Below are 11,803 nucleotides of genomic sequence, written 5' to 3' on the forward strand. Positions count from 1 at the left end.
TTACACCGTGCCTTTTTCATACATGGCGCGATTCTTTTCTTTCTCTTTGATACGGCGCTGTTTTTCAGCCAAAAACGCGCGGTACTTCTCGACATTAAATTTAAACAAAATCAGCATTGGAGCAGCTACAAATACGGAGCTGAATGTTCCTGCTATGACGCCTATTAGCATCACGAAGCTAAAACCGTGGATCATCTCGCCGCCCCAAACGAATAAAATCACAATGACGATGAGAGTCGTAAGCGAAGTAAGCAACGTGCGCGATAGCGTATGAGAGATTGATTCGTTTATAACCTCATCAAGCTTAATCGATTTACTATCTTTTACACCTTCTCGAATTCTATCGAAAACAACGATGGTATCGTTAAGCGAGTAGCCCATTATAGTTAGCAGTGCGGCTAGAATTTCAAGGTTGAAATCCACGCCGGCTAAAATCATCGCACCTACGGCAACTACGACGTCGTGCAGATCCGATAGTACGGCTGCAATCGCAAATCTCCACTCAAACCGCAGGGTGATATAAACCAAAATGAGCGCAAACGACACGCATACCGCTAAAATTCCGTTTGTGCGAAGCTCCTCGCCGACTTTAGGACCTACGATATCGACCTTGCGAATGTCGAAATTTCCGCTGCCTTGCAAAATTTTTTGCGCCGCTAAAGCAGGATTATCGCCCAGTTCACTCGCAGCGCCTGAATATCTAATCGTAACTTCTTGATCGCTGCCGAATTCTGTAACGTTGATATTGCCTAAATTTGCCGCCTCGAAGCGTTTTCTGATCTCATCAAGCGGCGCTTTGGCGTCGTATTTAACCTGAATGAGCGTACCACCGCTAAAATCGATACCGTAATTAATGCCCTTAATGAAAAACAGCGCAATAGAGCCTATTATCAAAAAAGCAGAAAGCGCGAAGGTAAAATATCTAAATTTCATAAAATCATAAATTTTACCCTTATCGAACACTTGCATTTGCGCCTCCTCTTACTTTATAACCGAGCCAAAGCGCGGTATTTTTGCTTTTTTCCATCTTATCCATTACTAGCTCAAACATTCCGTGAGTGCCTAAAATAGCCGTTATCATCGACGCTACGATACCGATACTCATCGTGACGGCAAAGCCCTTCACTGGACCCGTGCCGTAAGCATAAAGCGCAGCAGAAGTAATTAGCGTAGTGATATTTGAATCCACGATCGCGCTCATCGCGTTTTCATAGCCTTTATTTATACTTTGGCGGATTGAAACTCCCGTCCTTAGCACCTCTCTAACGCGCTCGTTAATGATGACGTTCGCATCTACCGCCATTCCGATAGTTAGTACGATTCCAGCCATTCCAGGAAGCGTCAAAGTAGCGCCGAATAGCGCCATACAAGCTATCAAAAACAAGATATTCACCGTAAGCGCGATATCGGCAAAAAGTCCCGCTACGCCGTAGTATAAAATCATAAAGATCAAAATCGCAACCGCTGCAAGACTAAGCGCCGCCATACTTTTATCGATGCTATCTTGTCCTAGGCTAGGGCCGATGCTGCGTGTCTCTGAGACTTTAACAGGAGCCAAAAGCGCGCCGCTTCTAAGCGCAATCGCTACGTCGTGCGCCTCCTCGACGCTGAATCCGCCGCTAATCTGACCGCTACCGCCGCCGATGCGCTCGTTTATACGCGGCGCTGAGTAAACCTTGCCGTCAAGCACGATAGCTAGGCGTTTACCGACGTTTTTGCCGGTAAAATCGCCAAAAATTTGAGCGCCTTGAGAGTTCAGCGTAAAATTTATAATCGGCTGGTTGGTGTGCTGATCGAAGGCAACCTTCGCATCGACCAGCATCGCGCCGTCTAAAACCGGAATTTCGTTTATGAGATACTTGTAATTCGGATTTTTAACGTCGGGATAAATCACGTCGCCGTAAGCCCTGGCATCCGCTGCGCTAATAGTCTGCGCGCGATCTTGGCGCACGTCGTCCACCGCCATAAGCTGCAAGTGAGCCGCTTTGGCGATCAGATCCTTGGCGCGCTGCTCATCCGCTGCGTTTTTGACGCCCGGAAGCTCGACCAAAATATAACTCTCGCCCTGCTTTGCTACCGTCGGCTCCGCAAGTCCGAATTGATCTAGGCGGTTTCGGATAGTCTCGACGGCCTGTTCGATCGCGTATTTTTTAGTCGCTTCGACTTCCTCGGGCGTCAGCGTGACGCGGTATTTTTCGCCAGATTTTTGAATGTCTAATCCGCTTGCGGCGCTATGCAAAATCGCATCAAATTTAGAAGCCTCGTCTGCGTCTAAAATTTCAAACTCGAACGAATCGCCTTCCAATTTTAGCCCGTCCATCAGTAGATCATCGCGCTTAGCGGCATAATTGACGCTAGCGGCGATCGATTTGATCTTTGAAACGACCGCCTCGTCGCTTTGAACTTCCAAAAGCATATGCAGGCCGCCTTGCAGATCCAGACCCAAGTTTATCTTGCTTCCCTTTTCGGTCTGAAAGATCGAAGGCGCGGCAAAAATCGCCGAAAAAATCACCGCAGCCAAAAAGATCAGCAGGCGATATGAAATTTTACTGCTCATCTAATTTTCTTGCTACGAATTGTTTATCAAGCTCAACCATGACCTCATCGTTAAGCTTAACTGTGATAAAATCATTGTTTGTTTTCACGACCGTGCATTTTATGCCACCGCTAGTTATGATCTTATCGCCTTTGCCGAGCGCATCGACCATCGCTTTATGATCCTTGGCCTGCTTTTGCTGCGGTCTGATAATCAAAAAATACATAATCGCAAAGATTACGACGATAGGCAGGATTGATGCAAAGAAGTTTCCTTGTTCCATGTGTTTCCTTCATTAGAAATTTAAAAAGTAGCTATTTTACATTAAGTTACATAAATAAAGGCTTTGTTCTTGCCCTTGCGCTTTCAAATTTTATTTTCGTAGAAATTTTAAGCTCTAAATTTGACGGTTTAGTCGCCCTGGCAGCGGAATTTTTCTCGCCTCTGATCGCGATAGCGGCACTTTTTTATCTGCTAAAAGCAAGCAAAGCGGAGTGGTTTTGGTGCGGATTTTTTATCGGCGCGCTGTGGATGCACTGGATCAGTTTCAGCCTGATCTATTTCGATCTTGCGTTTTTAATCCCGCTTGAAATTCTTGGAATTTGCCTCGTTTATGCCTTTATTTTCCGCATCTTTGCGATCTTTGACGCGCCGGTTTTGCGCGCTGCGTGCCTTTTAGCGCTGAAATTTATCCATCCTTTCGGCTTTGATTGGCTAAATTTTGAACTGCTGCTAAGCCATGGAATTTTCAGAGCCGATCTTAGCGCGCTGGCTCTTGTTTTAGCGGGACTTTGCGCAGTTTTGTATCTACGCGGACGAGGCGCGGCGGCTAAGCTTAACGCCTCGATTTTCGCGGCGTTTTTGATCTGCGCGCTGCAATTCGGCCAAAAAGAGCCCGAGCCACTACCGATTAAAATTTCACTCGCAAACACCGATATTTCGCAGCATGACATCTGGGCGAAAGATAAAATTTTATCCGCCGCGTTGGCAAATTTGGCTCGGATTGATGATGCGATCGCAGAGGGACAAGACGCGATAATACTGCCCGAGAGCGCCTTTGCGATGCCGCTAAATTTAGAAAACGTGCTAGTTGGAGCTCTAAAGGAAAAATCGCGCGCAATTACTATCGTAGCGGGCGCAGAAGCGTATGAGAACGGGAAATTTTACAACAGCGCCTATCTTTTTGCAAACGGGGAAATGAGCCGCTTCGATAAGCACATTTTGGTGCCGTTTGGCGAAATGGTGCCGCTGCCGGAATTCGCGCGAAATTTCATCAACCGCGTGCTGCTAGGCGGCGCGACCGATTTTTCCACAGCTAGCGGCTTTAGCGACTACGAGCTTGGCGGGCGAAGCGTAAGAAGCGCTGTTTGCTACGAGGCTACGCGCGCGGAGCTTTACGAGGGCTCGCCCAAATACGTCGTAGCGATCAGCAATAACGGCTGGTTTGTGCCGAGCTACGAGCCCTATTTGCAGCGCCTCATAATCCGCTACTACGCGAGCTTGCACGGTACATTGATCTATCACGCCGTAAACGGCAGTGCTAGCGAGATAATCGCTCCGAAAAAGATCTGGATAAACCGCCTTAAAGATCATCTAAAATAGCCTAAAAAGTTATTTTTAAACGACTTTTGGATAATATTTTAAAATTTTATTAGGAGCTAAATTTATGGCTAAATACAATCGCATACTCGTAAAATTTTCGGGTGAAGCGCTAGCGGGAGAGAACGGCTTTGGGATCGACAGCGAAATTTTAAAATTTATCGCTAAAGAGATCAAGCAGCTCGTAGAGGGCGGCATCGAAGTAGGCATCGTAATCGGCGGCGGCAACATCATTAGAGGCGTAAGCGCCGCGGCTAGCGGTATCATAAAGCGCACCAGCGGCGATCATATGGGTATGCTAGCCACCGTCATAAACGCAATCGCTATGAGAGAAGCGCTGGAATACGCAGGCATGGATGTGCGCGTGCAAAGTGCGATAAAGATGGAAGCGATCTGCGAGACCTTCATCATCGGTCGCGCCAAAAGGCACCTCGAAAAAGGTCGCGTCGTGATCTTTGCCGCAGGCACGGGAAATCCCTTCTTTACGACCGATACTGCGGGCACTCTCCGCGCTATCGAGATCGGAGCCGACGCCATCATCAAAGCCACGAAGGTAATGGGGATCTACGACAAAGATCCGCAAAAATTTAAAGACGCCAAATTGCTTTCCAAAGTCACTTACGACCAAGCCTTGCACGACAATATCAGGGTGATGGACGATACGGCTATCGCACTTGCCAAGGATAATGCGCTTCCGATCATCGTATGCAATATGTTTAAAAGCGGAAATTTATACAAAATCGTCGATGGCGGAGATCTAAGCTCCTGCTCGATCGTAAAAAACTGAAATTTTAAATTTAAGGAGAATTGATGAGAACCGAACAAATTGTAGCTAAGGCCTTAAAAGTAACGGGCGGAGACCGATATAAGCTATCTTTGATGATAAGCAAACGCGCCGAGCAGCTAGCTGCAGGCGAACCGCCGCTGATAGAGAACGTAGATACTCGCAGGATGAAATTTGCCGATATAGCAATCTTGGAACTAGCCGAAGGTAAGATCGCATTAGATGGAATCGTTGACAAGGATTAATGATAACTTCTTAGAAAGTCTTATCGAAGACGTTGTCGATACCAAAGACATTCAAAGCGCCAAGCAGCTGCTTTATAATCTAAAAGAGCCCACTCCGCTGCTAGTGGATGCTATAAATTTATGCATCGCGCAGCATGACGGGCAGTTTCGCAAAAGTGGCGAGCCGTATGCGATCCATCCGATTTTGGTAGCTTGCTTCGTATCTTTTATGGGCGGAGACGACCCAATGGTGATATCTGCGCTACTACACGACGTAGTAGAGGATACAGATTACAGCATCGAGCAGGTTAGACAAAGATTCGGCGACGAAGTAGCCAAAATCGTAGAAGGGCTTACTAAAATCGTAAACATCAGGGAGGATAAGCTGGCTCCATCCGGCGATAGTAACGCCAAGCTACGCACTACCGCGCTTACCTTCCGCAGGATGCTGATGATCTCCATTAACGATCAGCGCGTTTTGGTAGTCAAGCTCTGCGATAGGCTGCACAATATGCTAACCCTAGACGCACTTCGCCCAGATAAGCAAAAACGTATCGGCGAGGAGACGCTTTTGGTTTACGCGCCAATCGCGCACAGGCTTGGAATTTCATCGATCAAAAACGTGCTTGAAGATCTTAGCTTCAAATACGTTATGCCTAAAGAGTACTCGGCGATCGCCGATTACGTCGAGGAGCATAAGCAGCAGCTTCAGATGAGCTTGAGCAAATTTAGCGAAAAGATCAAGGAGTATATGCTTTCAAACGGCTTTAGTGAAGGTAGCTTTGAGATCCAAAAGCGAATGAAACACTACTACTCGATCTTTTTAAAGATGCAGCGCAAAGGAATTTCGATCGAGGAAGTGCTTGATCTTTTGGCTATCCGCATCATCGTGCAAAAGCCGATGGACTGCTATTTGGCTCTTGGCATCATCCATACTAAATTTAATCCGCTCATATCGCGCTTTAAGGATTATATCGCACTGCCGAAGCAAAACGGCTATCAGACGATCCACACGACCGTTTTTAACGAAAGTATGATCGTAGAGGTACAGATCCGCACCTTTGATATGCACAACACCGCGGAATTCGGCGTCGCAGCGCACTGGAAATATAAATATAGCGGCTCAATCAATCCGAAGCTTGATTGGCTAAACGACATCGGCATGCAGGAAGAGGACGACGCCAACGCCGAGGATCTTTACGAATACGCTAAAGACAGCCTCTACGTAGAAGATATCGCCGTGTATTCGCCCAAGGGCGGAATTTTTACATTGCCGCGCGGTGCTACGGCGCTTGATTACGCCTATGAGATACACTCTCAAGTGGGCTTAAAAGCGACCGAGGCCTTTATAAACCGCGTCAAGGTGCCGCTTCTTACGGAGCTTAAAAACGGAGATATCGTTCATATCATCACCGGAAGCGAGCCACACTACCGCTGCAGCTGGCTAAGCTCTGTAAAAACGGGCAAGGCGCGCGCGACGATAAAGGCATTTTGCAAGCAAAAGATCAGAGATATAAATTTTGAAGTAGCGATTAAAATTTTATGCGCGATCTTTACGACGAGTAAGGAGAGCATTCTAAGCTGGCTTGAAAAAGAAAATTTAAGCAAAAAGATTGGCAAAGCTGCCTACGACTCGGTATTTTTAAAAGACGTCGTAAATGCGCTGAAAAAATATCCGCTCAAAGAGAAATTTTTCAATATGAAATTTCGCAGCAAGTATGAGATTGAGAAGCAAAAATTTGACAACATCGTGGTGTATTCAAATTTTAAAATCGACGAGGTTGAGTTTGATTACTGCTGCAACCCAAAGCGCGGTGACGACATCATCGGCTTTCGCAACGGACACGGCGTGACGGTGCATCATAAGCTGTGCGAACGTGCAAGCGAGCTAATCAAAACCGATGAGATGATCTTCGTAAAATGGACGCGCAATGCGCCGCACCGCTACAAGATCATATTAAATTTAGAAAACAAGCGCGGCTCGCTGGCGACGTTTTTGAACTATTTAGTCAAGCTCGAGATCGATCTGGTGTCGATAAGCCTCAACGAAAATAGCGAAACGACGTCGGATTATTTTGAGATTATCATCGAGCTAAACGAAAATTTAGACTCCACGGAGATTAAAGACAAACTCAAAAACCGCTTTAAAATCGTGGATTTCGTATCACTTACGGACGTATATAAAAACTAAATAAGGGAGAGCAAATGGCTGACATTCAAGGCATTATGGAAAATTTTAAGCGCGGCGTCGCGGAAATCATCGGCGAGGAGCAGATTGAGGCGCTGATTAGGCGCTATTACGACAGCGGCGAGGTCTTTTACGTCAAAATCGGCATGGATCCCACTGCTGCGGATCTGCACCTAGGACACGCCGTCGTGCTAAATAAGCTTGCATTTTTGCAAAACCACGGCGCGATCGTGCAATTTCTAATCGGTGATTTTACTGCTCAAATCGGAGATCCTACAGGCAAGAGCGAGACTCGCAAGAAGCTAGCGCGCGAAATCGTGCTTCAAAACGCCAAAACCTACGAGCAGCAGGTCTTTAAAATTCTAAATCCCGCCAAAACCAAGGTGATGTTTAACTCCGAATGGACCAACCGCCTAGGCGCTAGCGGTATGATCGAGCTATCAAGCACTTTCAATGTTGCCCGGATGCTCGAGCGCGACGACTTCGAGAAGCGCTACAAGGCCGAACAGCCGATCAGCATCAGCGAGTTTATGTATCCGCTACTGCAAGGATACGACAGCGTTTGCATGAAATGCGATATAGAATTTGGCGGTACCGATCAGAAATTTAATCTTTTAATGGGTCGCCAGCTACAAAGAATTTATGATGTCGGCAAAGAACAAAGCGTCGTGATGATGCCGCTTTTGGTAGGTACCGACGGCACAAACAAAATGAGCAAAAGCCTTGGTAACTACATCGGCGTAACCGATACGCCGCATGATATGTACGGCAAGGTGATGAGTATCAGCGATGCGTTAATGTGGGATTGGTATAATCTGCTAAGCCAAAAGAGCAGCGAAGATATTGAGCTAATAAAAGGCTTCGTAGCGGATGGCTCGATCCATCCTAAGGCGGTTAAGGAGGAGCTTGCCTCCGAGATCGTCACGCAATTTTATGACGAAAATACCGCCTTTGAGGCCAAGCAGGAATTTGACCGCGTCCACGGTGCTGGCGAGCTCCCTAGCGAGATCAAGGAATATCACGTAAGCTCGCCTGCATGGATCGTAAAAGCGCTAATTAGCTGCAAGCTTGCCGTCTCTAGCTCGGATGCGCGCAGGCTGATAAAATCAAACGCCGTCAGTATCGATCAAAATAAAATTTTAGATGAGCAGCTTCAGCTTAGCTCGGGCGAATACACGCTTCAAGTAGGGAAGAAAAAATTCGCCAAATTAAAGGTGGATTAATGAGTATAAAAATAGGCAAACACGAGATTGCGCACCCGATAATTCAAGGCGGCATGGGACTTGGTATCAGCTGGGACAATCTCGCCGGCAATGTCAGCCTAAACGGCTGTCTAGGCGTCATTAGCTCGGTCGGCACCGGCTATTACGAAAATCTTAAATTTGCCAAAAAATCGCTCGATGGCAGACCATATCAAAGCGAGAATTTTTATAGCAAAGAGGCGCTTTTTACCATCGTGCAAAACGCCCGTAAAATTTGCGGCGATGCGCCTTTGGGGATGAACGTAATGTGTGCGGCGAACGACTACGAGCGCATCGTAAGGGATTCGTGCGAAGCAGGTATCGACATCATCATAAGCGGTGCGGGTCTTCCTACCAATCTGCCGGAATTTACGGCAGATTTCCCGGACGTCGCGCTCGTGCCTATCGTCTCCTCCGCTAAGGCTCTTAAGATCATCGCCAAACGTTGGAAGCAGCGCTACGACAGAATTCCCGACGCCGTAGTGCTCGAAGGTCCTCTTAGCGGCGGGCATCAGGGCTTTACCTACGAGCAGTGTGGCGATCCGGCGTTTGCGCTAGATAATCTAATCCCGCAAGTAAAAGCGGAAATCTCGCAATGGGGCAGCTTCCCGCTATTTGTCGCAGGCGGAATTTGGGATAAAACCGACATCGATCGCGTGAAGTCTTTGGGCGCGGACGGCGTGCAGATGGGTACGCGCTTCATCGGCACCTTTGAATGCGACGCCGCGGAGGAATTTAAGCAGGTGCTTCTTAACGCCAAAAAAGAGGACATCCAGCTTCTAAAATCACCCGTAGGCTATCCCGCGCGCGGCATTCATACCAATCTGCAAGATATGATCGCCGCAGGCACGGCGCCTAAGATCCGCTGTATCAGCAACTGCGTAAGCCCATGCGAGCGCGGCAAAGGCGCTAACGCCGTAGGATACTGCATCGCAGACCGCCTAAGCGACGCGTATCTGGGCAAAACGCAAAGCGGCCTGTTTTTCACGGGTGCCAACGGATGGCGATTAAACGAGATAATATCCGTGAAGGAATTGATAGAAAAACTTATAAATGGCGAAGATAGTTAAAATTTTTCTAATCGCAGCTTTTAGCTGCGTATTGGCGTTTGGAGCTTCGAGTGAGGCGTTTTTTGCGAAATTCGACAAGGATTTCATCGTAGCGACGCCAAATTATAAGCGCTCGCTGCACAAGGAGCTAAAATCGCTTTACCAAGGCGCGTCCGATAAAGAGGTCCGCATCAAAGCGCTAAAGAGGCTGGTTTACAGTTCGAAAAATTTAGGGCTTGATTCCTCGCCTTATGAATCTGCACTAGCCAAATTACAGGGCAAAGCAAGCGATAGCAGCACGAATTCTAAAAAGCTCAAAGATGAAAACGCAAAAAATTCCAAAAGCTCGGACGAGAAAAACGCTTCAAATTTAGCACATAGCCCCAAAGCCTCCGCCTCTAAAAATTCTAAGAATTCAAAAAATTCCACTTCCAAAAATCTTAAAAAGATACGCGCGCCAGAAAAAGCCGATCTAAGCTCCCTATCTAGTGAGGATTTGGAGTTTTTACGCTCGACTAGACCGGTCGGCGCTGACGAGGTCGTAGACGCCCAAGAGGACGATGGCGGCGGGGATGCAACCGCACAAGACGAAGACGATGGCGGCGCGGATCAAAGCAGCGAGCTTAGAAAAAGCAGCGTCAAAAAAGCGGACAAAAACGCCCAGCTTGCGCTAAATTCTCTGCGCGGCGATGGGGATGAGATCGTGCTTGAGTTCAACCGCGATCTAAAGCGCGGCGATTATAAAGATTTTACGATCGCAAGTAGCGATAATTTTCGCTTCGTGATTGATTTTAGCGCGCGGCAAAAATCGCAAAAAACACGGCTTAAAGATAGCTTTGTTAGCGATGTACGCGTCTCGCAGTATAACGACAAGACCGTGCGCATCGTACTTAGTGATCCGAAAGAATTCAACGCAAACGTAGAAATTAACGGCAATATGATGATTTTAAGTACGGCTGAAGGCTTAAAAGCCGCAAAATCCGCGCGCGCAGAAAAAAACAAGGATCAAAAATCAGGGCGCAAGCGCGAACGCGAGCAAGATAGCGAGCCGCAAATCAGCACGATAGATGATGCGCAAGGCGCCAAATCGGTCTCCGTGGCCGCCGGTAAAATTTACAAATCCACTAAAGGCAAGCTCATCGTAATAGATCCGGGTCACGGCGGCAGCGATTCTGGCGCAGTCGGAAACGGGCTAAAGGAAAAAAATGTCGTGCTAGCCACATCCAAAAAGCTCGGTGCGCTGCTTACCAAGCGCGGATATAAGGTGCTTTACACGCGCACCACTGACGTATTTATAAATTTAAGGTCGCGCACCGCTTTCGCCGCTAAAAGAAATGCTGATATGTTTATTTCGATCCACGCAAATGCCGCTCCTAACGCTAGCTCAGCACTTAAAATGAGCGGTGTGGAGACCTTTTTCTTAAGCCCGGCTAGGAGCGAGCGCAGTAAAAACGCCGCCGCACTCGAAAACAGGGGCGATTTGGAGGATATGAACACCTTCTCGAAGCAGACCTTCCTAAATTTTTTAAATCGCGAGAAGATAATATCCTCAAACAAGCTTGCCATCGACATTCAAAGCTATATGCTAAGCTCGGTCAAAAAAAGCTTCTCAAGCAGAGACGGCGGCGTGCGCGAGGCACCATTTTGGGTGTTGGTGGGCGCTACGATGCCCGCGGTGCTCGTGGAGATGGGCTACATCACGCACCCGCAGGAAGGTAAAAATTTAGGCAAAAGCGCCTATCAAGACCGCATCGCCCAAGGTATCGCAAACGGCGTGGACGCGTACTTTCAGAAAAACAAGTGATGAAATTTTACGCGCTGCGCATTTTGCGAGCAAGATAAAATTTTATTTTGGCGCCAAAATTTGCTCCGCAGATATAGTTTAGCTGGCGCGATAGCTCTTGCGGATAAACAGGCGATAAATTTAAAATTTTAAAGCCTGCGGCGCTTACGCGCAAAATTCCGCCCGCGTGCCAAATATTTACTGCGAGCGGGTAAATTTTACGGAGCGTCTTGCGGCGCCACGAGCTAGGGACGCATACGGCTTAGATGCGGAATTTTAACGCGGCTCGGCGTAAAATTTTAAAGCACGTACTTGGCGCTGCTCTACGCAGCAGAGTGCGACTGGCGGTAAAATTTACCGACAAAATCGCATTTAAGTCGCGCGAAAATAGCGATTTTG

At 47.5% G+C, this 11,803-nt stretch carries 10 protein-coding genes; 7 read left to right on the plus strand and 3 right to left on the minus strand.

Features of this window, described 5'->3' with window-relative positions; all coding sequences use genetic code 11:
• From secF to yajC, 3 genes are read right to left on the minus strand one after another with little or no spacing between them, the layout of a single operon-like run.
• Window positions 1–969, minus strand: coding sequence for a protein translocase subunit SecF (gene secF, locus Q0135_RS07460; protein WP_297879805.1), 969 nt, complete (start codon window positions 967–969; stop codon window positions 1–3).
• Complete coding sequence (gene secD, locus Q0135_RS07465) at window positions 953–2,557, minus strand: protein translocase subunit SecD (protein ID WP_297989554.1); 1,605 nt, start codon at window positions 2,555–2,557, stop codon at window positions 953–955. Before secD ends, secF begins: the two co-directional genes overlap by 17 nt.
• On the minus strand, window positions 2,547–2,819 hold the full coding sequence (gene yajC, locus Q0135_RS07470) for a preprotein translocase subunit YajC (protein WP_005872282.1): 273 nt from the start codon (window positions 2,817–2,819) through the stop codon (window positions 2,547–2,549). The genes secD and yajC overlap by 11 nt, the downstream gene beginning before the upstream one ends.
• Here yajC and Q0135_RS07475 point away from each other — a divergent pair.
• The 7 genes from Q0135_RS07475 (at window position 2,795) to Q0135_RS07505 (ending at window position 11,425) form a co-directional block, all read left to right on the plus strand.
• Entirely contained in the window at window positions 2,795–4,138 is a 1,344-nt protein-coding gene (locus Q0135_RS07475; RefSeq protein ID WP_297989556.1) for an apolipoprotein N-acyltransferase, read from the plus strand. The two genes, yajC and Q0135_RS07475, sit on opposite strands and share 25 nt — an antisense overlap.
• A gap of 64 nt (window positions 4,139–4,202) precedes the next feature.
• Window positions 4,203–4,922, plus strand: coding sequence for a UMP kinase (gene pyrH / locus Q0135_RS07480; RefSeq protein ID WP_005872284.1), 720 nt, complete (start codon window positions 4,203–4,205; stop codon window positions 4,920–4,922).
• 23 nt (window positions 4,923–4,945) lie between these two features.
• Complete coding sequence (locus Q0135_RS07485; RefSeq protein WP_291935955.1) at window positions 4,946–5,164, plus strand: DNA-directed RNA polymerase subunit omega; 219 nt, start codon at window positions 4,946–4,948, stop codon at window positions 5,162–5,164.
• Complete coding sequence (locus Q0135_RS07490; RefSeq protein ID WP_297989557.1) at window positions 5,142–7,334, plus strand: RelA/SpoT family protein; 2,193 nt, start codon at window positions 5,142–5,144, stop codon at window positions 7,332–7,334. The genes Q0135_RS07485 and Q0135_RS07490 overlap by 23 nt, the downstream gene beginning before the upstream one ends.
• A gap of 14 nt (window positions 7,335–7,348) precedes the next feature.
• Entirely contained in the window at window positions 7,349–8,554 is a 1,206-nt protein-coding gene (gene tyrS / locus Q0135_RS07495) for a tyrosine--tRNA ligase (RefSeq protein ID WP_297989558.1), read from the plus strand.
• Window positions 8,554–9,642, plus strand: coding sequence for a nitronate monooxygenase (locus Q0135_RS07500; RefSeq protein ID WP_297989560.1), 1,089 nt, complete (start codon window positions 8,554–8,556; stop codon window positions 9,640–9,642). The genes tyrS and Q0135_RS07500 overlap by 1 nt, the downstream gene beginning before the upstream one ends.
• A complete protein-coding gene (locus Q0135_RS07505; RefSeq protein WP_297989561.1) occupies window positions 9,626–11,425 on the plus strand; it encodes an N-acetylmuramoyl-L-alanine amidase in 1,800 nt (599 codons plus the stop codon). The genes Q0135_RS07500 and Q0135_RS07505 overlap by 17 nt, the downstream gene beginning before the upstream one ends.
• The last annotated feature ends 378 nt before the right edge of the window (window positions 11,426–11,803 follow it).

The organism is uncultured Campylobacter sp., assembly GCF_937981295.1.
Taxonomy (GTDB): Bacteria; Campylobacterota; Campylobacteria; order Campylobacterales; family Campylobacteraceae; genus Campylobacter_B.

Bases quoted from the DNA above. Each gene is read 5' to 3' on its own strand.
- secF (WP_297879805.1), bottom strand. From the start codon at position 969: ATGCAAGTGTTCGATAAGGGTAAAATTTATGATTTTATGAAATTTAGA.
- secD (WP_297989554.1), bottom strand. From the start codon at position 2,557: ATGAGCAGTAAAATTTCATATCGCCTGCTGATCTTTTTGGCTGCGGTG.
- Q0135_RS07475 (WP_297989556.1), top strand. From the start codon at position 2,795: ATGCAAAGAAGTTTCCTTGTTCCATGTGTTTCCTTCATTAGAAATTTA.
- yajC (WP_005872282.1), bottom strand. From the start codon at position 2,819: ATGGAACAAGGAAACTTCTTTGCATCAATCCTGCCTATCGTCGTAATC.
- pyrH (WP_005872284.1), top strand. From the start codon at position 4,203: ATGGCTAAATACAATCGCATACTCGTAAAATTTTCGGGTGAAGCGCTA.
- Q0135_RS07485 (WP_291935955.1), top strand. From the start codon at position 4,946: ATGAGAACCGAACAAATTGTAGCTAAGGCCTTAAAAGTAACGGGCGGA.
- Q0135_RS07490 (WP_297989557.1), top strand. From the start codon at position 5,142: ATGGAATCGTTGACAAGGATTAATGATAACTTCTTAGAAAGTCTTATC.
- tyrS (WP_297989558.1), top strand. From the start codon at position 7,349: ATGGCTGACATTCAAGGCATTATGGAAAATTTTAAGCGCGGCGTCGCG.
- Q0135_RS07500 (WP_297989560.1), top strand. From the start codon at position 8,554: ATGAGTATAAAAATAGGCAAACACGAGATTGCGCACCCGATAATTCAA.
- Q0135_RS07505 (WP_297989561.1), top strand. From the start codon at position 9,626: ATGGCGAAGATAGTTAAAATTTTTCTAATCGCAGCTTTTAGCTGCGTA.